This is a genomic window from Actinokineospora globicatena, from assembly GCF_024171945.1.
GTDB lineage: Bacteria > Actinomycetota > Actinomycetes > Mycobacteriales > Pseudonocardiaceae > Actinokineospora > Actinokineospora globicatena.
Map to the genome: position 1 here is coordinate 164,915 of NZ_JAMTCR010000003.1, position 20,890 is coordinate 185,804.

General features: G+C 71.3%; 20 protein-coding genes. 9 read left to right on the forward strand and 11 right to left on the reverse strand.

Annotated features, from left to right (window positions below):
* Positions 1 to 5: 5 nt before the first annotated feature.
* From LV79_RS14090 to LV79_RS14105, 4 genes are read right to left on the reverse strand one after another with little or no spacing between them, the layout of a single operon-like run.
* Entirely contained in the window at positions 6 to 575 is a 570-nt protein-coding gene (locus tag LV79_RS14090; protein WP_253836379.1) for a MaoC family dehydratase, read from the reverse strand.
* Complete coding sequence (locus LV79_RS14095) at positions 572 to 1,801, reverse strand: aminotransferase class I/II-fold pyridoxal phosphate-dependent enzyme (protein ID WP_253836381.1); 1,230 nt, start codon at positions 1,799 to 1,801, stop codon at positions 572 to 574. Before LV79_RS14095 ends, LV79_RS14090 begins: the two co-directional genes overlap by 4 nt.
* Entirely contained in the window at positions 1,798 to 2,664 is an 867-nt protein-coding gene (locus LV79_RS14100) for an HpcH/HpaI aldolase/citrate lyase family protein (protein WP_253836383.1), read from the reverse strand. The genes LV79_RS14095 and LV79_RS14100 overlap by 4 nt, the downstream gene beginning before the upstream one ends.
* Positions 2,661 to 3,617: a quinone oxidoreductase family protein gene (locus LV79_RS14105; RefSeq protein ID WP_253836385.1), complete on the reverse strand. Its 957-nt coding sequence runs from the start codon at positions 3,615 to 3,617 to the stop codon at positions 2,661 to 2,663. Before LV79_RS14105 ends, LV79_RS14100 begins: the two co-directional genes overlap by 4 nt.
* A gap of 451 nt (positions 3,618 to 4,068) precedes the next feature.
* On the opposite strand from LV79_RS14105, the gene LV79_RS14110 reads away from it, so the two are divergent.
* A complete protein-coding gene (locus tag LV79_RS14110) occupies positions 4,069 to 4,965 on the forward strand; it encodes a patatin-like phospholipase family protein (RefSeq protein WP_253836387.1) in 897 nt (298 codons plus the stop codon).
* Positions 4,966 to 5,272: 307 nt separating this feature from the next.
* Entirely contained in the window at positions 5,273 to 5,656 is a 384-nt protein-coding gene (locus LV79_RS14115) for a hypothetical protein (protein ID WP_253836389.1), read from the forward strand.
* On the opposite strand, the gene LV79_RS14120 is transcribed toward LV79_RS14115, so the two are convergent.
* From LV79_RS14120 to LV79_RS14135, 4 genes are all read right to left on the reverse strand, one after another.
* Positions 5,653 to 7,197 (reverse strand): exonuclease domain-containing protein, encoded by a 1,545-nt coding sequence (locus LV79_RS14120; protein WP_253836391.1) that lies wholly within the window; start codon positions 7,195 to 7,197, stop codon positions 5,653 to 5,655. The genes LV79_RS14115 and LV79_RS14120 overlap by 4 nt on opposite strands.
* A 77-nt stretch (positions 7,198 to 7,274) precedes the next feature.
* On the reverse strand, positions 7,275 to 10,763 hold the full coding sequence (locus tag LV79_RS14125; protein WP_253836393.1) for a tetratricopeptide repeat protein: 3,489 nt from the start codon (positions 10,761 to 10,763) through the stop codon (positions 7,275 to 7,277).
* A gap of 3 nt (positions 10,764 to 10,766) precedes the next feature.
* A complete protein-coding gene (locus LV79_RS14130; RefSeq protein ID WP_253836394.1) occupies positions 10,767 to 11,117 on the reverse strand; it encodes a hypothetical protein in 351 nt (116 codons plus the stop codon).
* A 74-nt stretch (positions 11,118 to 11,191) separates the two neighbouring features.
* A complete protein-coding gene (locus LV79_RS14135) occupies positions 11,192 to 11,929 on the reverse strand; it encodes a TIGR04222 domain-containing membrane protein (RefSeq protein WP_285470194.1) in 738 nt (245 codons plus the stop codon).
* 75 nt (positions 11,930 to 12,004) lie between these two features.
* Between LV79_RS14135 and LV79_RS14140 the strand changes: the two genes are divergently transcribed.
* From LV79_RS14140 to LV79_RS14155, 4 genes are all read left to right on the forward strand, one after another.
* Positions 12,005 to 12,355: a YciI family protein gene (locus LV79_RS14140; protein ID WP_253836398.1), complete on the forward strand. Its 351-nt coding sequence runs from the start codon at positions 12,005 to 12,007 to the stop codon at positions 12,353 to 12,355.
* Position 12,356: 1 nt separating this feature from the next.
* Positions 12,357 to 13,598, forward strand: a complete 1,242-nt coding sequence (locus tag LV79_RS14145) for an RNA polymerase sigma factor (protein ID WP_253836400.1) — start codon at positions 12,357 to 12,359, stop codon at positions 13,596 to 13,598.
* A gap of 9 nt (positions 13,599 to 13,607) precedes the next feature.
* The gene (locus LV79_RS14150) at positions 13,608 to 14,258 is read left to right on the forward strand and encodes a hypothetical protein (protein ID WP_253836402.1); all 651 of its coding nucleotides are present in this window, start codon (positions 13,608 to 13,610) and stop codon (positions 14,256 to 14,258) included.
* 68 nt (positions 14,259 to 14,326) lie between these two features.
* Positions 14,327 to 14,908 (forward strand): hypothetical protein, encoded by a 582-nt coding sequence (locus LV79_RS14155; protein ID WP_253836404.1) that lies wholly within the window; start codon positions 14,327 to 14,329, stop codon positions 14,906 to 14,908.
* An 84-nt stretch (positions 14,909 to 14,992) separates the two neighbouring features.
* Here the strand turns inward: LV79_RS14155 and LV79_RS34880 are convergent, their stop codons facing one another.
* Together LV79_RS34880 and LV79_RS14165 are read right to left on the reverse strand one after the other, a co-directional pair.
* On the reverse strand, positions 14,993 to 15,136 hold the full coding sequence (locus LV79_RS34880) for an Lsr2 family DNA-binding protein (protein ID WP_425547598.1): 144 nt from the start codon (positions 15,134 to 15,136) through the stop codon (positions 14,993 to 14,995).
* Between the two features lie 72 nt (positions 15,137 to 15,208).
* A complete protein-coding gene (locus LV79_RS14165) occupies positions 15,209 to 16,435 on the reverse strand; it encodes an SGNH/GDSL hydrolase family protein (protein WP_253836408.1) in 1,227 nt (408 codons plus the stop codon).
* Between the two features lie 183 nt (positions 16,436 to 16,618).
* On the opposite strand from LV79_RS14165, the gene LV79_RS14170 reads away from it, so the two are divergent.
* Positions 16,619 to 17,401 carry an isocitrate lyase/PEP mutase family protein gene (locus LV79_RS14170; protein ID WP_253836410.1) on the forward strand — a complete coding sequence of 261 codons (783 nt, stop codon included), beginning with the start codon at positions 16,619 to 16,621 and terminating at the stop codon, positions 17,399 to 17,401.
* Between the two features lie 54 nt (positions 17,402 to 17,455).
* Here the strand turns inward: LV79_RS14170 and LV79_RS14175 are convergent, their stop codons facing one another.
* The gene (locus LV79_RS14175; RefSeq protein WP_253836412.1) at positions 17,456 to 17,683 is read right to left on the reverse strand and encodes a hypothetical protein; all 228 of its coding nucleotides are present in this window, start codon (positions 17,681 to 17,683) and stop codon (positions 17,456 to 17,458) included.
* Positions 17,684 to 17,824: 141 nt separating this feature from the next.
* On the opposite strand from LV79_RS14175, the gene LV79_RS14180 reads away from it, so the two are divergent.
* Positions 17,825 to 19,489, forward strand: coding sequence for a hypothetical protein (locus LV79_RS14180; protein WP_253836414.1), 1,665 nt, complete (start codon positions 17,825 to 17,827; stop codon positions 19,487 to 19,489).
* 429 nt (positions 19,490 to 19,918) lie between these two features.
* Positions 19,919 to 20,881 (forward strand): hypothetical protein, encoded by a 963-nt coding sequence (locus tag LV79_RS14185; protein ID WP_253836416.1) that lies wholly within the window; start codon positions 19,919 to 19,921, stop codon positions 20,879 to 20,881.
* Positions 20,882 to 20,890: the final 9 nt, after the last annotated feature.

A 20,890-nucleotide genomic window follows, 5' to 3' on the forward strand; every position in this document is an offset into this window, starting at 1 on the left:
GGGCGTCAGTAGCCCGCCGCGTCGGCGCCGTCGCTGTCGCGGGTCGGCACCAGGAAGCTGCGCTCGAAGACCAGCACGACCTCCCCGGTCGACTTCGTGCCCGTCGTCCGGCAGTGCGCGATGCCCTCGCCCGGCCTGCTCTTGGACAACCGCTTGCCGGTGATCTCGCTCTCCGCGTAGAGGGTGTCGCCGACGAACACCGGTCCGGGCAGCCGGATGTTGTCCCACCCGAGGTTGGCCAGCGTCTTGCCGCTGGTGCTGCGCGCGGCCATCCCGGCCACGATGCTCAACGTCACCAGGCTCGACACCAGCGGCCTGCCCCACACGCCCTTCTCGCTGTAGGCGGCGTCGATGTGCAGCGGCGCGGCGTTCATGCTCAGCATGGACATCAGCACGTTGTCCATCTCCGTCACGGTCCGCCCCGGCCGGTGCTCGATCACGGCGCCGACGATGAGGTCCTCGTAGCAGAACCCGACGACCTCCCGGAACCGGTTCGCGCCGACCTGCTTGTACCCGAGGGGGTGGCCATCCACAGTGGAATCCTTGTCGGCGGGCGAGTCCGTCGTCGCGCTCATTCGGCGGACGACAGTTCGGTGACGTGCGCGGCGAACGCGGTCAGGTCGGACCGGTCCATGTCGGCGCGGATCATCACCCGCAGCCCGGCCTGCCCCTTGGGCACGATCGGGAAGAACACCGCCGAGCTGTAGAAGCCGCGCTGGTACAGCTCGGTCGACAATCGCACCGCCCGATCCGCGTCACCGACGTCGATGCGCCGGACCGGCAAGCCGTTGCCCGACAGGGGAGTGGGAAGCAGTTCGTCGAACAGCGCGAGGTTCGCCCGCAGTTGGGCCTGCAGCTCGCCCAGTTCCGGCGACCGGTGGATCGCGGCGCTGCCCAGCGCGGCACCGATGGTCGGCACCGACAGGTTCTGCGACCACCCGAGCGGACCGCCGTGGCGGGCCAGGAACTCCGCCTGCGCGGCGTTGTGCAGCAGGGCGACCCCACCGCCGCTGCCGAACCCCTTGCCCAGGCTGGCGACGATCGTGGTCAGCGGCCCCGGTGCGGTGCGGGAGCGGACGAAGCCCTCGCCGCGCTCACCCATGATGGACAGCGAGTGCGAGTCGTCGAAGTAGAGGTAGAGCCCGTAGCGGTCCTGCAGCTCCAGCAGTTGGTCCAGCGCCGCCGCGCCGCCCATCGAGTACGCGCCGTCGGCGACGTAGGCCACGCTCGGGTACTTGCGGCAGGCGTCGGCGATGAAGTCGATGTCGTTGTGACCGCTGGTGAGCACCAGGGACTCCTGCGCGCAGGTCGCCTTCACGTAGGCCATGGAGAAGTGCGCGTACCGGTCGAAGATCATCACCCGCGGGCCGCCCGGCGCGAGGTGACCCGAGGCCAGCAGCGGCAACAACCCGGCGGTGACCGTGCTGCACGTGGTGCTCAGCAGCGCGTGCGCGCCGAACAGGTCGCCGAGTTCCTCCTCCAGCCTGCGCTGGATCGTCGGGCGGATGCGGGTGGTGGAGGTCATCAGCTCGATGGTGCCGGTGTCGCGCACCGCGTCGACCACGCCCTCCAGCACGGCGGGGTGCCGGTTGAGCCCGAGGTAGGAGCACGAGCACATGTTCGCGAACGCGTGCCCGGTCTCCGGCACCACCAGCCGGTTGTTGGACTCGTGGTCGACGGCGATGTCGATCAGGCCGTTGTCGGCGGCCGCCTGCCAGACCGGGTCGGCGTTGTCGACCAGCGCCGCGCTGTTGCGGTAGGTCCTCGGTCCGGCGATCTCGCGTTCCACGGTCTCGGTCATCGGAGTCCTCCATCGGGGTGGGGCAGCAGCGGCTGGGCGGGCGGGTGGCCGAACTCGTCGAGCAGCCGCCGGGATTCCTCGAAGAACGGTTTGCCGACCATCCGACCGTCCACAGTGGCCACACCGTTGCCGCCAGCGGCGACGATGCGGCCCGCGTGCGCGAGCTGGTCGGTGTCGGGGGAGAAGACCTCGGTGAGGACCGGGACCTGGCGCGGGTGCACGGCGATCTTGCCGCTGAACCCGAGCCGCCGGGCCTTGATCGCCTCCTCTCGGACCAGCGCCACGTCGCCGAGTTCGAAGGTGGGGGAGTCGATGGCGAGCAGACCGGCCGCCCGCGCCGCGTTGACCACCATGGCCCGCGCGGCGACCAGCGGTTCCCAGTCCAGTGCGATGCCCAGCGCGGCGGCGTAGTCGGCCGCACCGAAGATCAGCCCGCGCAGGCTGGAGCCCGCGCCCGCGATGGCGGCGAGGTTCTGCACGCCGCGCGGGGTCTCGATCACCGCGAACAGGTCGGGCGGGTCGTCGCCGAGGACGTGGTCGACGATCTCGATGTCGCGCGGTGACTCCACTTTCGGCAGGTGCACAAAACTCGGTCGCACCGGGTAATGCGGCAGCGCGAGCAGATCGCGCAGACCGTCGGGATCGGTGACCGCGTTGACCCGGATGCCGCACCTGGGCGCCGACGGGTCCTTGAAGAACTCGGGCGCGCCCTGGCGTGCCTCGTCCTTGCGGTGCGGGGACACGGAGTCCTCCAGGTCGACGACACACATGTCGGCGCCCGAGCGGTGGCAGGAGGTGAAGCGCAGCGGGGCGGTCGCGGGGACGCTGAGGACCGAGCGGCAGTAGCGGGAGAACACGGTCACCCCTCCCGGCGGACGTCGACCAGCACCTTGCCCGTGGTGCGCCGATCGGCGACGGCCGCGTGCGCCTCGCCGACCCGGTCAAGCGGGACGATCCGGTCGATGTGCGCGTGCAGCAGGCCTTTGCGCGCGTAGCCGAACAGCTCGTCGGTGATCGCCTCCAGCAGCGGCCGGTCGTCGACGACGTGGCGCATCCAGAACCCGGCGCACCCGATCGACCGGTCGGTGAGCTCCCCGGTCGACACGGTGACCACGCCCCGGTCGGGGGTCGCCGCGCGCCAGCCGTAGCTGACCAAGCGGCCGAACGGCGCCACACCGGCCAGCAGCGCGCGGGTCGAGTCCCCGCCGGTCGCGTCGATGACCAGGTCGACGCCGCGGCCGCCGGTCACGTCGCGCACGTCCGCCCCGGGTTCGAGCGCGTGGTCTGCCCCGAGGTCGCGGACGAATGCCCGCTTGGCCTCAGTCGAGGCGATTCCGATGACCGGCCGCGCGCCCAGTGCGACGGCCAGTTGGACCGCGAGGTGCCCGACCCCGCCCGCCGCCGCCGACACCACGACCGACTCGCCCGGCCGCACCCGACCGGCGAGCGTCAAGGCCCCGTAGGCGGTCGCGCCCTGCTCGAACACGCCGATGGCTTGCTCGTCGCTGATGTCATCGGGCACCTCGACCGAATGGGCGTCGGTGGCGGCCGCGACCTGCGCGTACCCGCCGCCGTGCCGCATCAGCACCACGACCCGCCGCCCGTCCCGGCGCCTGCGCCCCACGACGTCGACCCCCAGGACCGCGGGCAATTCGGGTGTGGGCCCGTCCCCGGCTCGGCGCTCGATGTCGTCGAAGTTGATCCCCGCGTAGGTGACGTCGACCAGGCTCTGCCCGTCCGCCGCCCCGGGGAGCGCGACGTCGGCCACCGCCAGCACCTCCGGTCCGCCCACGCGCCGCATCACCGCGGCTCGCATGCCCCCACTTGCCGTCACGGCGTCCTCCGGACCTGTTGTCGCACGGGCGATCCCGCCCCCTCAGTGACATCCCGCAGTGCGGCGGGTTCGCCCGCCGCGCACCCCACACCGCTATCCAAATAGGCCGGACTCGACCGTAGAAGGGCCGATCGGTCCCATTCCCCTGAGCCGCTTGGCTGAACTGCCGCCACCACGGCGTACCGGTGTGGCCCAATCGGCGGTGCTGGGGGCTACCGCGCGTCTGTTACGTCCTGTTGGAATCGTTCTGGATCTTCAGCGAGTCGAATGCCGTTGTCGCCCGGGCCACCGCGTGCTAGCGTTCCGCCGATCCGACCTCAGGAGGTGAGACCCATGAACGCGGTATCCACAGTGGGTGCTCCCCCGAGGTCGCGCGGCTGACCCAGTCGCACACCGGGAGCGCCCGCCAGGCACTTGGCGAAAGGCGACCCCCATGAACACAACCCCTTCCTCGATCCCGTCGACGTCCGCCGCGCGCGCCTTGGTGCTCGGCGGCGGTGGCTCGGCGGGCAACGCGTGGGAGATCGGCGTCATCGCGGGCCTGTGCGCCGCCGGGGTGGACGTGACCGAGGCCGACCTGATCATCGGGACATCGGCTGGCTCGACGGTCGCGGCCCAGATCACCGGCCCGGCCCGACCGGCAGGACTGCTGGCCGACATCCTCATCGCCGCACCACCGCCTGCCGGTGGACCGGGCCGTGTCGCGGTGGTGGACCTCCTGGAGCTGACGAGCGGCTTCATCGCGGGCTCTGTGGACGCGGCCGACATGCGCCGCAGGATGGGCGCGGCCGCACTCGACCTGGCATCGGGCGACTCCGGGGACGCGCGGCGCGCGGTCGTGGCCTCTCGGTTGCCCAGCCTGCACTGGCCGCAGCGTCCGGTGCTCATCGTGGCCGTCGATGCCCGTACCGGTGAGCCGGTGGTATTCGACCGTCACAGCGGAGTCGACCTGGTCGACGCGGTGACCGCCAGCTGCGCCCAGGGCTTCGGCGCCTTCCCGCCCCACGCCATCGGCGACAACCACTACATCGACGGCGGCTACCGGTCGAATGAGAACGCCGACCTAGCGGCTGGATATGACCGGGTGCTGGTGTTGTCGCCATTCGGTGGCAGAACACGGGCGCCACTGGAGTGGGGCTACCACCTCGCCGCACAGGTCGACGAACTCCGCGCCTCCGGTAGCCGAGTCGAGACCATCGTCCCGGACGCCGATTCCGCTGCCTTCTTCGGGGCCAACGCGATGGACCCGTCGAACCGCCCACCCGCTGCCCGCGCGGGCTACAACCAGGGCAGGTCCGTTGCCGAACACCTCACCGACTTCTGGCGCTGAGGAGCAACGTCCACCTTGGACCGCCTCGGGCTGGCCTGTGACGTAGATCCGCGCGAGGCCAGCGTGAGCGTATGGGCGGGTACCGTGCGGTTGGGGGCTGTCTGCTGGGGTGTTCTGCTGGCGGCCCGAACCTTCACTGAGGGTATGGAGACGATGGCATGAGGCTTCCGAATAGCGCACACACCTCTCAGCCGTAGCGCATTCACGAAGGCCATCGCGCCCGCCGCTGATCCGACACTTCGGCCAGGCATGGCACGCGACCCTGCCCAATGAGAAGGTGTGATCAGCCGATCAGCAGGAGACCGCCGTGCGACCCATCGTCGTCTTGTTGACCACCGAGTCCGGCAAGCGTGACCTGTGCGCCCGTCTGCGCGAGGTCGGCGAGTACATCGAGGCGGAGCATTTCGACATCCTGACGGTCGGCGAGTGCCAGTACGGGGTCAACGTCACCGATTCCGTCAAGTCTGATTTCGACGACGACGAAATCGCCGAGGTCAACGCACGCGTGGGTGCCTTCGCCAGCGTCATGCTGGAGTACCGGGGAACGGCCTGCGTCAGGTCCCTGCTGGAGACTGTCCTACCCGGACTCACTGGCGTGCTCGACACGGACCACGGCCAGCTTCTGGACTTCGCCGAGGTCCTAGCCCGGTTCAGCCGCGAACCTGACTGGGACTGGCGGCGGCCGCACTAGTTCGGTGACGCGTCGGCGTGGGCGTGGCGGTAGGCGGTGGTCACGTCGAGCGGGAGGCGGCCGCGTTCGCTGACGGTGTAGCCGTTGAGCTGGGCCCACGCGCGGATGGTCGCCGCGGTTGCCCGCACCGATTCGGGCGAGATCGTGCCTGGCTCCAGGCCCGCAGGTTCCCGGCGCGCGGCGGCGGGCTGCAGGTGGGTGAGGAGGACGTCGAACTGGTCGGGGTGGACGCGGCGGGTGCCGTATTGCTTGGCGTTCCCGGCTTTCCCGCCGGAGAAGCCGCCGTCGGTGACGAGGAGCGTTGTCCGTCGGGACACATTGTTCATCACTCGGACCCCGAGCCGCTCGGCCCGCTGTTCCAACCGCGCGCGCTGGGTGTCGTCGCAGCCGGTGAAGGCGACCTTGTCGTTGACCCGCAACGGTTCGCCGTGGTTCCAGTCCGACGGCAGCGGCTTGAGGTCGGCCGAGAGCCTGGACACACGTGCGGCCTCAGCGTCGTCCAGAACTGCGGTCAGCTCTGCCTGCGCGACACCGAGCAGCCCGGCTACCGTTGTCAGCTCTGTCTTCTCCGCGCGACTGACGCGTCCGTCGTCCAGCGCGAGGTGGGCCAGGCTGAGGAGGAACCCACGATGCGCGGCCGCCACACCTGAGTCGTCCAAGTCGTAGAGCCCGGCCAGGTTACGCAACGCGGCGCGCTCGTCGTCGGTGAGGACGCCGTCCTCCAGCACCTCGGCCAGCAACTCCAGGTACGGCAACGACCCCTCAGGCGCGCCATCGTCGAGCGCGTCCCCCAGCGACGCCCGCTGGAACAGTTCGACCAACGGCGCGGCCACCGGCTTGGCGATGTCGAGCGAGATCCGTTGGCGAACGTGATCTTCGGGCAAGCGGGCCCCACCGGGCGCCGAGGGCCACGACACCGCCGAACCCTGCCGTGGCAGCCCGAGCAGCTCCTGGCTCGGCGGGTACCCGGTGCGGCCGTTGAGGTACTTGCCGAGCAGCGCCGCCGTGGCCCTGGCGTCGCCGAGCGCGGAGTGCGCGCCGTCGAGCCGGATGCCCATGGCGGAACAGCAGTCGGCCAGCCTCCGCCGGTCCAGCCGGGGGAGGTGCTCGAAGCTCTGCTGCAGGGTGCAGGTCGACGGCAGGAACGGCAACGCCCACCCGGCCCGGGTGTACTCCGCCCGCAGGAACCCCAGGTCGAACCGCACGTTGTGCCCGGCGACCGCGTACCCCGCCAACCGCCGGGTGATCTCCGGCGTCACCTCCGCGAACCTCGGCGCGCCCGCGACGTCAGCCGCGGTGATGCCGTGGATGTGCGTGGCCCCAACGGGTCCCTCCGGGTTGAACCGGCTGACCCACTCGTCGACCACCGTCCCGACGGGATCGACCCGCACGATCGCCAACTCCAGCACGCGGTGACCACTGGGCGACAACCCCGTCGTCTCCACGTCGACGACCGCGAACCCCGCACCTGCCACCTCCGGCGAGACGAGCGAACCCCCCGGCCGCTTGTCCTTCCGCCGGAAGATGTCCAGCAACCCCACGCGCGCTCCCGTGTTCCTGTCGGCGACCACCTGTTCGATCACTACACCCGACATCGTCGCTCAACGAAGCGATCTCGTTACACCACGTGCGCGAGGACGGTCTCGGGTATCTCGACCCCGGTCACCCGCCGCCAAGCGTCCTCCAGGGCACCGAGGCCCGCCCGATCCGTCAGCGCTCGGAGGTGCTCAGGCGCGGGTCCCATACCGGGGGAGGGGAAGTGGTCGAACAGGACCACGGCGCGCACGATGTGCTCCAGGGCCGTGGTGAGGTCACCGCGCATCGCCGCCGTGGCACTGAGGGCACCATGGCTGGAGCAGGCCCCGACAGGAGCACCGGCGGCGGTGAAGTCCGCGAGGGCGCGTCGGTACCAGACATCCGCCTCGGTCAGGTCGCCCCGTGATTCCGCGATACGGCCGAGGGCATGATGGGACAGGCCGAGTCCGGAGTCGTCAGCCACGGCGGTGTGGATGGGCAGTGTGCGCCGGAACCACTGCTCCGCCTCATCCCAGCACTCCCGGTCGGCGGCCAGCTCGCCGAGCGCGTAGGAGATCGCGGCGACACCCGAGCTGTCGCCGGTCTTCTCCTGCAGGACAAGGGCTTCCCGGTAGCGGGCTTCTGCCTCGTCGGCATCGCCGCGATACTGCGCGACCTCACCGAGAGCCTTCAGCGCGGCCGCCGTCCCCGGGTGATCGCCGAGCCTGCCGCGGATCTCCAGGGCCTTCCGGTACCGCTCCTCGGCGGCTGGCCAGTCGCGACGCAACCAGGCGATCCTACCCAACTCCTGGTACGAGGTCGCGACCCCGAGAAGGTCCTGTGCCGCCTCACTTTCCTGCTGGGACAGGGAGTACCACTGCTCGGCCACGTCCCACTGGCCGCGTGCGACGGCGATGTCCCCATACGAGTGGTGGACGCTGCTGACGCCCTGCGGGTAGTCCAACGCCCGCGCGATCTCCAGGACCTCGGCGAGCACGGACTCAGCCTCGTCGAACCGCCCCCGCGAGCGTAGGAGCCCTGACAACTGGTTGTACGCCACGGCAAGTTGGCGTTGTCGCTGGTCGTCCTCTGGCTGGGCGAGGAGCGTCGCGACAACCTTGCGGTACAGATCCTCCGAGCCCTCCTCAGGCGACCGGTTCAGTTGCGCGCTGATGAAGAACAACCAGAGTGAGCTGCCCGTGTCGTAGGTGGTCGGCGGCTCGCCGTCCTCGTCCTCGACCGCCAGCCGGACCCGATCGGTCCACATCCGGGCTTCGGCAGTGCGCCCGCTCCACCCCCACTCCTCGTTCATCAGCAGGCCGAGCTGCATCGCCTGCGGCCACAGGCGTCCGTCGAGAGCGTCGCTGAGCGCTTGGGCGAGGTTGGACCGGTGGTACGCGGCCACACCGTGACCCAGGAGCGGGTCACCACCCTGGACCTGGCGGTACGCCCACGTGGCCAGCATGGCCATGGCGTCCACCATGGCTCGACGGGCGGAGATCACCTCGGCCACGGGGTGCCACCGCTCCAGGAAATACCCCGGTAGCGCCGGGTGCAGCCGGTAGACGCCGCCGCCGATCTCGCTCAGCAACCCGATCCCGGCTGCCCGCTCCAGCAGCGCCGTCCACTCCGCCTGGGACACGTCGAGCAGGCGCGGCGGCGTGGCGGTGTGGACCGAGAGCAGGCTGAGGACGTCGTGGTCGATCACCACCTGGAACAGGGCGACGACGAGCAGCAGCTCCCGCGACCGGTCCGGTAGTCGGGAGGTCGAGTAGGTGATGCTCGCGTCGAGCGAACCGAGCCTGCCGGTGCCGTAGCTCGCGGGCAGATCCGCCAACCCGCGCAGGCCCGCCAGCACCGCGCCCGGCTCCTCGGTGTCCAGGTGCGGCAACACCAGCCGCATGGCCAGCGGGTGGCCGTCCAGCCAGTCGAGCAGCTCTCGGAACGCGCTCGTCCGCCTGCGTGGCCATGCGCGGGGGAACGGGGCCAGCAGCGCGTCGGTGTACTCGGCGGCGTCCTCCGGCGAGAGTCCGCTCACCTCGATCCGGATGAGTTCACCCAGGCGCGCTTCCGGGCCCCTGCTGGTGATCAGGAAGACGCCGCGGCCGGTGATCAGGTCGAGCAGGTCGGTCACTTGGTCGTCGGGGACGGACTCGAAGTTGTCCCAGATGACGAGCAGCCGCTCCCGCCGCAGCAGATCGCGGACGGCCTTCCGGCGCCGCTGGTCGTCGAGCGCGCTGAACGCGGTGCCCAGCACCTGGAGCCCGATCGCGGACAGGACCCCGTCCACCCCGGAGACGGGCACGCCCGGCTCGAAGGAGTGCCACACCACGTGCTCCGGCGCCCGAACACCCCCGGTACCGCGCCACCACCGGCCCAGCGCCTTGGCCAGTTCGGATTTGCCCACACCCGCGGGCCCGTGCAGCACTATCGCGCCGGAGGTCGCCGCGGCGCTCTCGAACCGGTGGAACTCCGGGTCCCGGCCGATGAAGGCGCCCGTGGGAGCCAGCGGATCGTCTCGTCGAGTCAGCGGGCCGGGGAGATCGACGTGGGTGAACCGCACGTCGCCGCGCGCGTAGAGGACGGGGACGAACCAGTCCCGCAACGGCAGGCGCCCGGCGGGGCTGGGGCGGTCGGGGTCACGGGCCATCCGCGCACGACCGGCGACCACCGCCTCGGCGACGGACCCGCCCGTGAACAGCACGCGGTAGAAGCCGGTCATGAACACCGTCGCCGCCGTCGCGTAGACCGCGTAGGCCATCGCCACGACGGCAGCGGTACCGCCCGCGACCAGCCTCGTCGCCACAGCCGCCTCCACCGCCGACCCGACGGCACCGGACTGGCAGGCGTTGAGGACCACGACGGGGACCCGCGTGTCGGCGAGGACCTGGGCGAGTTGGGCGGCGCGCACCCGCTCCGCGCCCTGTCCGGGGCGCTCGAACAGCAGCACGGCCTCGTCGGCGAGCTCCCCGTGGCAGTCGAGGTGCACGACCTGGAACGGCCTGCCCTCGTCCCGCGCGGCCGCCAGCGCCTCGGCGAGACCGTCCAGGGTGGGCGGCCGGAGCACAACGATGTCGGCCTGGTCGTCGATCGCGTCGAGCATGGGGCGCGCGATGGCGCGGAAGGCGATGTCCTGTGGACCCTCGGGCCGCGAGATCACCATCAACACCCGCAGCCGCTGGCCGGTGACGGCGAACGCGGGGACCTGCTCGGCGGACTCCAGGACCCTGGTGATCCGCACCCCGTCGAGCGCCAGCGGGGACGGCCGCGCGGGATCGGCGCACAGCTCCCAGGGAAGGCCCAGCCACTCCGCCTGGTCGGACCACAGCACGACCTCCGGGGCCGCGCTCGCCCGCCACTCCCGGTAGCCCGCCCCGGCCTTCGCGAAGATCGCCCGGAACAGGTCGTGACCCCACTGGGTCAGCTTGGCCGCGACCTGGGGCCCGCGTTCCGCGTAGACGCCGAACGGTGCCCGCAGGTAGTCCTCCACGTACCAGCGCAGGTCTTCCCTGGTCGACTCGTCCAGGACGGCGAGATCATCCGCGACGGCCGAGACGACCGCCCTGCCGTCGCCAGGGAACTCGACCCGCACCGGTTACCGCTCCTCGGCCAGGATCCGCTCCACCACCACGTCGACGATCAGGTCGCGCTGCTGCGGGGAGATGTTGTCCGCCAACGGGAACTCCACCCTGATCCGCCGTGCCACCACCTCGGGCTTCGGCGGCGGCTCGGCCTTGGTCCGCCGCGCCTGCACCACCGTCCAGACGAACGTGGCGACGGCGACGACCAGGGCCGCGATGTCCACGATCTCGCTGTACCGGTCGGCGGTGCGGTCGGTCGAGTGCAGCGCCCCCAGCACGTCACCGCGCAGCTTGCCGCTGGGATCCACCCGGTCGGCCGCCGCGACCGCCGCCGCCTCCACCACCGGGTCCGGCGCTCCGGTCATCCGCTGCCTCCACGTCGATCGACGATCACACCACCGGGGACGTCGCCGCGGGGTGGGCGGACGCTACGCGACGATCAGTCACCGCCGCCGCACCCGCCCCCGCACCCGCCGTCGGAGTAGCCGCCCTCGGAGTTCTTGCGCATCGAGAACGAGGCGGGCAGCGGCAGGTCCAGGGCCCGCCAGACCCGCAGGTCACCCACGTGACCCATCAGGCCGAGCCGGGCCACCACCGCGAGCCGGTTCGACAGGATCGCGACCCCCACCAGCTTCGCCAGCTGCTCGCGCCCGGTGTCGGTCAGCCTGCGGGACCAGCCCACCAGGACCGGGAGTGCGGCCACCGCCGCGGCTATCGCGACGCTCACCCAGATCGTCGGTGCCGTGGTCACGACCGCGAGCAGCGCCACGGCCGCGACCACCACGAGCGCCCTGGCCGCCAAGATCGTCCTGAGTGGCTTGAGGTAGCCGCGGTCGGCCAACCCCGCCCGCAGGTCGGTGGCCGCGGCGCTGGTCGCCACCGCCGAGATCAGCGCCTCGACCGGCTGGGGCGTCAACCGCACCACCGCGTCCTCCAGCGCTGTCCGAGCTGGGTGCTCGCCCGCGACCGCGCTGACCACTCCCTGCCACGACACCCGCACCGCGCCCGCGTCGAGCAGTGACACGAACGCCACCTCCGCCGCCCGCTTCGGTCCACCCGCGAGGAGCCCCAGTTCCTCGTTCCCCAGCAAATCCACCCTGCCCCCTCCGCCGCCGCCACATATACCAGCCCGCGTTGAACGCCAGGTTCGGACGGAAATCTCCGGCGGGGTGTCCATCCGGCGCGGGGCCGTTCGTGGTTGTGTCGTCCCGGCGGTGCCGCCGGGCGCGAGACGGACGAGGAGAGTGCGACAGTGAAGTACATGCTGCTGATCAACGCGGGCGCGGTCGGGGCCGACGGCGGGGCGGCCGAGTGCACGGTCGAGGACTGGATGACCTACGACCAGCAGGTCAAGGACGCCGGGATCTTCGTGTCGGGGGAGTCGCTGGCCGACCTCGTCACCGCGACGAGCGTGCACGTCGGCGCCGACGGTGGGCGGGTCGTCACCGACGGGCCGTTCGCCGAGACCCGGGAGGTGCTGGGCGGCTTCTACGTCATCGACGTGCCCGACCTGGACGTGGCGCTGGACTGGGCCGCGCGCTGCCCCGGCGCGCGCGGCAGCGGCTCCGTGGTGGTCCGGCCGATCGCCGACTTCGGGGCCTGAGGTGGCCGAGGAGAACGCCCGGGTGGCGGCCGTGTTCCGCGAGGAGCACGGCCGCCTGCTCGCCGCGCTCACCCGCCGCTTCGGCGACCTCGACCTGGCCGAGGAGTCCGCGTCCGACGCCATCGAGGCGGCGTTGGCGCACTGGCCCGCGCACGGGGTGCCGCTCAACCCGGGGGCGTGGTTGATGACCACGGCCCGGCGCAAGGCCGTCGACCGGCTGCGCCGCGACCGGACCTACACCGCGCGGCTGGCCGAACTGCGGGTGGAGGCCGAGCGCGCCGAACAGGCACCGGTGGTCGCCGAGGACGGGGGACTGCCGGACGAGCGGCTGCGGCTGTTCTTCACCTGCGCGCACCCGGCGCTGGCCGAGGAGGACCGCGGTGCGCTGACCCTGCGGTGCCTCGCCGGGCTGACCACGCCGGAGGTGGCGCGGGCGTACCTGGTGCCGGTGGAGACGATGGCCAAGCGGATCACCCGGGCCAAGGCCAAGATCCGCGACGCCCGCATCCCGTTCCGCGTCCCGGAGCCCGAGGAGCTGCCCGAGCGGCTGCCCGGGGTCCTGCAGGTCCTGTACTCGATCTTCACCGAGGGCTACGCCGCCAGCACCGGCCCGCACCTGCAACGGCTGGACCTCGCGGAGGAGGCCATCCGGCTGGCCACCATCCTGCGGCGGCTGTTGCCCGGTGAGCGGGAGGTCACCGGGCTGCTGGCGCTGATGCTGCTGATCCACGCCCGGCGCGCCGCGCGGACCGACCCCGACGGGCTCCCGGTGCTGCTCGACGCGCAGGACCGGGGCGCGTGGGACCGGACCATGATCGAAGAGGGCCTGGCCCTGGTGCCGTCCGCCCTGAGAGGCGGGCCGCCGGGTCGGTACGGGGTCCAGGCCGCGATCGCCGCCCTGCACGACGAGGCCGCCGACATCACCACCACCGACTGGCCGCAGATCGTCGCCCTCTACGACGTCCTGCTCACCATCGCCCCGTCCCCCATCATCGCCATGAACCGCGCCGCCGCCATCGCCCTCCGCGACGGCCCCGCCGCGGGCCTGGCCCTCCTCGACGCCCTGGCTGACGACCCGCGCCTCCAACGCCACCACCCGTACCACGCCGCCCGCGCCGACCTCCTCACCCGCCTGTCCCGCCACCCCGAAGCCGCCACCGCCTACCGCCAAGCCCTGACCCACGCCACCACCACCCCCGACCGCGCCCTACTCCAAGCCCGCCTGGACGCCCTCGACAGTTAGGGTTGCTTGGTGCGTGGACGGATCTGGTTCGAGGGCAACCCGTGGCCTGAAGGGCATCGCATCGCGACCTTCGACTGGGTGGCGGGGTTGGACAGCGACGGCGCTCTCTGGTTCGACCCGATCCTCATCACCGAGGACTACGACGCCGAGCGCATGCCTGAGGAACCCGCGGACCGGGTCAGGGAGTGGGACTCGCCGGAGCTGTGGACGAACTACGAGGGCTGCCTGATCGAACCCTTGGACGACCACGGTTTCCTCGCCGCCACACCAGGCTCACCCTTCGGCTTCACCACCCCCGAACCCCGCACGCTGACCCTGGACCCCCTCCCCGAAGGCCCGGACGCCCGCCACGCCTTCCAGATCCAACTCCTCGGCCACGACACCTGCGCCGACCACACCCTCACCACCACCCGCCAACCCGACGGCCGCCACCGCATCGACTGGACCGCCCGCATCGCCCTGTCCTACGCCGGGGAAACCGAGTACCACCACGCCTTCCGCGCCGAAATCCACGACTGCGTCCCCGCGCACGTCACGTACCCGCCCACGATGTCGCCGCACGAAGCCCATGAGCACCTCGCGGCCGTCGTCGACATCCCGCACCACTTCACCCCCGGCACGGCACACGCCCGTCCAGTGCTGCGGTACACCGGCCCCTGACTCACGCGCCCTTGCCGGGCCCTGAAGTGTGACCGGTTTTGTCGGTGAGGCGCTCTACTATCACGCCTGTGTCGGAGAAACTGGGTTCCAGACGGGTCACCCGCGGCGTTGTGGTGACCGCTGTGGTCGCGATCGTGCTCGTGTGCCTGTTCGGCTACTGGACGGTCCGCGAGACCGCGATCGAGTCGGCCCGTGCCTGCCCCGACACCTGCCTGACCCACGAAACGGCCACCATCGTCGACACCACCTTCTACCCGGGCAGCGAGCACGGCGCCAGCGGCTCCACCATCACCGTCGAACTGCCCTCTGGCGCTCGCCACGAGGTCCCCGGCATCGCGCCGACCGGGTCTCGGCTCACAGCGGATACCTGGGACGGCGTGCTCGTCCGGGTTGGCGACGCCTGGGTCGACCGGGGGTGGGCGACTCCGGTGTGGAGGTTCTTCGCGGTGCCACCGCTGTTCGCGTTGCTCGCGTTCGCGCTGTTTTCGTTAGCCGGACGACCGGTCTTGGGCCTAGGGGCGGGGATACTCGCCGCGCTCATGGCCGTTGCCGCCATCGTCGTCCCGGTGGTGCCGTGGTGGCCGCCGGTCGCGCTTGCCCTGGTGTTGCTGCTCTTACTCAAGCGCCAAGTGCGCTCTGGTGCGGCTTAGCAGGGATTTCGGCGGAGGACTTGGTGAGACCACTGGAGAACTTCGACAGCCGGGGAGTTCATCGTGCGTGTCACCAAGGAGCCGTTACTCTGGAGGCTTCCTCGTGCCCCTCTCGGTGACCTCATGACCGTTCGCGCGCGCCCATTCGCGGATGAGAGCGAAATGATCGGGCTCAACCGCTTGTTCGGCCGCGTTGTCGTCAACGGCACCCAGTTCTTCTTCTGACACGGTCAAAGTGTATCCGAGCCGACCACGATCCTGGCAGCACCCGGCGACGACCTGGGTGCTGCCAGGATCGCCCTACAGGAGTGCCAAGTCGACGGCGTTGGCCATGGCGCGGTGGCCCGCGTCGTTGGGGTGCAGGCGGTCGCCGCTGTCGTAGGCGGGGTTGAGCGCGTCCGGGTCGGTGGGGTCGACCAGGGCTCGGTCGAAGTCCACCACGCCGTCGAACTCGCCGGAGGTGCGGATCCAGGTGTTCACCTGGTCGCGCACGACCTCGCCTTGCGGTCGGTAGTAGTCGGACCCCTTGTACGGCAACAGGGTTCCGCCGACGATCCGCACGCCCGCGGCCTTGGCCTGGCGGATCAACTTCCGGTAGCCCGCGATGACCTCCGCCGAGGTGACCCGGGTGTTGGGCAGGGCGCACTCGAAGTCGATCTCGCTCATACCGATGTCGTTGATGCCCTCCAACAGGATTACCGTGCGCACGTCCGGCTGGCTGAGTGCGTCCCTGGCGAACCGGTCGACGGCCTTGTCGCCGAAGCAGGTGGAGTCGTTGAGCACCCGGTTGCCGCCGATGCCCGCGTTCACCACGGGCACCCGACCCCTGAGGCGTTCGGCCAGCTCGTCGGGGTAGCGGTTGTTGCCGTCCGGCGTGGACCCGGCTCCCTCGGTGATCGAGTCGCCGAAGGCCACCACCACGTCGCGTCGCGGCGACAGGTCCACGACGTCGACGCCGCTGACGTAGTAGAACGACTGCGTGGTCTCACCGAACGCACCCGCGGGCGCGTCGGTCCGGTGATCACCTTCGGCGTGGTAGCTCGACGCGTCGGCGAACGTGTGCCCGGTGACCCGCCCGGTCTTGGTCGGGAAGTAGAGCGTCACGCTCAACCGCTGCAACGGGGCCACGGGCAGGAAAGCCAGGTCCGTGACGAGCTCGCCACCCGCCGGGACGACCGCGGTCCGCTTACCGCCGAAGGTCAGGTGCCGCAGGGTGCTGGGCCGAATGGCCGCACCCTCAGCGGAAACCGCGACGGTCGCCCCGCCCACCTGCAACGCACTGGTGCTGTGCGCATTGGAGAGTCGCACGCGGACGGCGGGCCCGCCCGCGCTGATCCGCACCACCTGCCGAACAGTGTCGTTGTCGAAACCTTCGACCGCGTGCACCGGGCTGACCAGCGGATGAGGTTCTTGCGCCGACGCGGCCCAGGTAGCCGCCCATCCCCGCCCGGTGTCCGCCACAGCGGGTGGCGCCAAGAGCGCGACCCCTGCCGCGACGGCACACCCCAACACGACGAGCCTCTTCATCCGCCCAACCCCCATGACGAGTAGTGGTACAGACCAAAGATCAACCTACCGCCACCACCGCCGACCCTCCAGCACCGTTTTCCCGGCGGGCAAGCGGGGTCGTAACGCGGCTCACCTGGCGCGCCCGGGGGAACTCGGCCAGGATCGCGGACGGACCAGCCATACCGAGTCGGGGGAGTCACCATGCCCAGCAACCAGTCGGAGCGCGCACGGGAGTTGCTGCGCCTGCACCGCGATCCCGCCCTGCTCACCGTGGTCAACGTGTGGGACGCCATCACCGCCAAGGTGGTCGCCGACATCCCGGGCACCAAGGCGCTGGCCACCGCGAGCCACTCGATCGCCGCCAGTCGCGGCTACCCGGACGGCGAGATCATCCCGGTCGCCGAGATGATCGCCGAGATCAAGAACATCGTCGACGCGACCGAACTGCCCGTCACCGCCGACCTGGAAGGCGGCTACGGGGACGCGGCGGAGACGGTGCGGCGCGCGATCGGCGTCGGTGTGGTCGGCGCGAACCTGGAGGACCAGGTCAAGCCCATCGCCGAGGCCGCCGCCCAGGTCGCCGCCGTGATCGAGGCCGCGGCGGCGGAGGGTGTGCCGGACTTCGTCCTCAACGCCCGCACCGACGTCTTCGTCAAGGCGGGTGACCGCGACCCGGCCGAGGTCCTCGCCGACGCCATCGCCCGCAGCCGCGCCTACCTGGACGCGGGTGCCCCGGTGGTCTTCGTCCCCGGCAAGCTCGACACCGACCAGGTGACCGCCCTGGTGGACGCCGTCGGCCCCCAGCGCCTCACCTTGATCGCCATCCCCGGCACCCCGGCCCTGTCCGAACTGGAGCGCCTGGGCGTCGCCCGCGTCTCCTTCGGCCCCTTGTCCCAGCGCGTCGCCCTCACCGCCCTGGCCGAACTGGTCGAATCCGCCCTCCAGGGCGGCGGCGTCCCGGAGGGCACCCGCCCCCTGAACTGAGGTTGTCGACGAGTCGTGCCCTGGGCGCCCTCAGGTGAGGGCGCCCAGGAGCGGTCAGCACTCGTTGAAGCTGTCGCCTCGCCACTTGCTGGAGTAGTACTTGCCGCCGTTGCTGCCCACGTACACGTAGACGCTCGTGCCGTCCACGACGTAGGCGAACGTGTAGGTCTCCTTCACCTCGTCGGTCGGGATGCACTGCTTGGCGCTGGCGGTTCCGGCCGCGCCGACCAGCAGGCCGACGCTCAGGACGACGGCGGTCGCGGCGCCTGCGAATCTCTTCATCACGTGACTGGGTCCTTCCCTCGGGTCACTGCCGCCGACGCTAGGGGCGCTGTGGGGGCGTGGAGTCTCACCCGCGTCTCAGATCCAGGGCGCCGCTGGGGTAGAAAGCATGATCAGGAACGTCGGGGGAGGGACTCGGTCATGCGCACCACCGTGGTTCCCGTGCGCGACCGGGTCCACAGTGAGTCGCAGCGCGCGGTCGTCGAGCGGGTCCTGTCCCTGCTCGACGGTGACGGGCCCTTGGTCGTGAACCTGGTCGGACCCCTGGGTGTGGGCAAGTCCGCGGTTCTCGCCGCGATCGCCGCCGAGGCACCCGGTCGGGCCGAGTACGCGGACGGCCACCTGCCTGACGGTCCCCGCGCGGTCGTCACCAGTCAGGCGCCGATGCCCTTGGGGGACGCCGTCGTTGTTCGCGTCCACCGCTGGAGCGACGCGGAGATCGAACGGCTCGCGCTGGCTCGTGGCGTGGCCGACGACGTGGTCGTGCGGCTCGCGGGTGGAGTGCCTCTGGTCGCGCGCAGCCTCTGCCAGGCGCTGCTCACCCCGATTCCCGCCGACGCCGCGGGTGCACTCGCCGACCACGCCTTGCGCGACGTCTTCGCCCGTGTCACGCACTCCCGTGACGCCGCGTTGGAGGTACTGGCCGTCGTCGGCCAAGGTGACGAGGAACTGCTGGAGGATCTCCTCCCCGACCAGGCCGAAGACCTCTTCACCGCCGTGGCCGAGGTCGACCTCGTGCGGGCCACCGACAGGGGCCTGGCCGTGGCCGAACCGTTCCGCACCCTCCTCGAGCTGCGGGCCCGGTGGCGCCGCCCGGTCGCTCGTCGCGCCGACGTCACCACCGCGATAGCCCGTACCCGCCTGATGCTCACCACGGCCCGCGACGACGGCGACCGCGCCACGCTCACCGAGCACGCGCTCTTCCTCACCGACGACCCGACGATCCGCCGCGCGCTGTTCCCCGGCGGCCACGACAGCCCACGCCCGCGCCCGGCCGGTCCCGGCGACCACGACCGCATCGCCGCCCTGGTGCGCTGGTGGGCCAAGCGCCGGGATCTCGACGTGCGCCGGTGCGAGCGGCTCCTCGCCGGGTGGCTCGACCACAGCCCGGACGGTTTCCACGTGGTGCACGACGAGGACCGCGCCGTCGGCATGGCGTACCTGCCGCGCATCGACGCGAGGACGGTGTCGGCGATCGAACCGGTCCTGCAACAGCACACCGGCGACCTGGCCGACGGCGGGGGAGTGCTCGTCGGGATGGCGGTGTGCGACGACTCGCCGCGTCGCGCCGCTCTACTGCGGCACATCGTGGTGGCTGGCGTGCGTGCCCGCCGGATCGTGGTGGCCACGTCGTGGCCGCGGTACCAGGACCTGGCCCGCGTCCTGGGCTTCCGGCACGTCGGCGCCGCGCGGCACGACCCGTACGGCTGCGCCCGGGGCTCGGCGATCTACCACCAGGACCTCACGGCACTGCCCGCCTGGCTGGACCGGCTCACCACCCCGGGAGACACCCGCCGCGACGTCAAACAGGCCCTCGAACACCTCCGCGACGATGCCGCCCTCGCAGGCAACCCGCTCGCCGACCGGGGCCCGTCCGCACTCCGCGCCCGAATCCTGACCGGCCTCGACCACCTGACGGCCTCACCAGACCCCACGCTCGCCGAGGCGGGCCGCGCCCTGCACGGCTACTACGTCCGGGGCCACCGCGATCACGTCGGAGTGGCCGCCGACCTCCACCTCAGCCGCGCCACCTACTTCCGCCGCCTCGACCGGGGCCTCACCGAACTGGCCGCCCTGTTCTCCTGACGCCCTGAGAGGCGCACACCCACTCGCCGATGGGGGCACTGCCCCGCGGGTGGGGAGTGGCGGATCGCCACCCCTAGGGCCCGTACTTGTCTCGTTCGGCACCCCACAATTCTTTCCCTGAATGGCTTATTTCGGTGCCGTCCAGCGGCGGGTAACGGCGGTGCGGGGCGGTGAAAGATATCCGGCGGCGGACAGGTGAATTGTGTCGCGGTGACCATCCGTGAGGAACTGGGCCGTTCGGGTGGAGGGCGGCGGTTGGTAATTGTCTATCGGGATGGTGCGGTATTAGCGTACGGGTCGACACGCCTGGAGTGCTGGTCGGAACTGGGAGAACTCGGCTGGACTGTGCACAAAGGTCGGCAGTGGTCGGCTCCCGGTTAATCCCCGGTTACCCCATTGTTTCGGTTATCAGGAAATGGTCGAGGTGTGATGCGCCCGCTTGTCCTGTTCGACGGTCTTGGCGCGCGGAATGACGCGTTGATCCCGGTGCTGCGGCACGCCGCCCGCCGGTCCGGGAATGCGGCGTTCTTCCAGTCGGTGTACCGCGCGCTCGACGAGGTGGTCGAACACCTCGGGCCGACGGCGTTGCCCGGGGGGATGCCGCTGGCGAAGTGGCTGGACGGCGTCGAGCCCCCGGTCCTGGACTCCACCGCGACCGGCGTGCTGGTCCACGTGCACCAACTCTGCCTCCTGCAACCGGGAACCCTCCCCGACGACACCCGGGGCGCGCTGGGCCACAGCATCGGCCTGCAGGCCGCGATCGTCGCGGGCACCAACAGCCGCCGGTTGGACGACTTCTTCGCGCTGGCGTCGGCCTCGGTCAAGTTGGTCCTGGTCAGCCTCGCCCGCGCCCAGCGACTTGTCCCCGACGAGGGCAGCCCGATGAGCGCTGTCGCCGGCCCCACCACCGCCGACCTGCGCGCCCTGCTCGCCGATCACCCCACCGTGACGATCGGCTTGGTCAACACCCCCACCGCGCACGTGCTCACCGGCCCGCCCGCCGACCTGCGCGCACTCACCAGCACGGCCTCCGGCGCCTGGACCGACCTGCCCACGACGATCCCCTTCCACAGCCCCCTGCTGGCCGACCTCCCCGCCCAGGTGCGCGACGACCTGCCCGCGATAGGCCCCCTGCCCAGCCCGCGCGACCTCGCGCTACCCGTCTACGCCGCCGACGGCGGCCAAGACCTGCGCACCGCGGACGACCTCGTCGACGAGTACCTGCACCAGGTCTTCGTGCGGCCCAACGACTGGGCGAGCGCCGTCCACCACGCGATCGCCGACGCGGGAGCCGACACCGTCCTGGACGCGGGCCCCGGACCGGGTGCCCGCCGGTTCGCCCGCGAGTGCGCCCCCGCCGTCCGCTTCCAGCCGTTGCGACAAGCCCACTGAGAGGAGCTA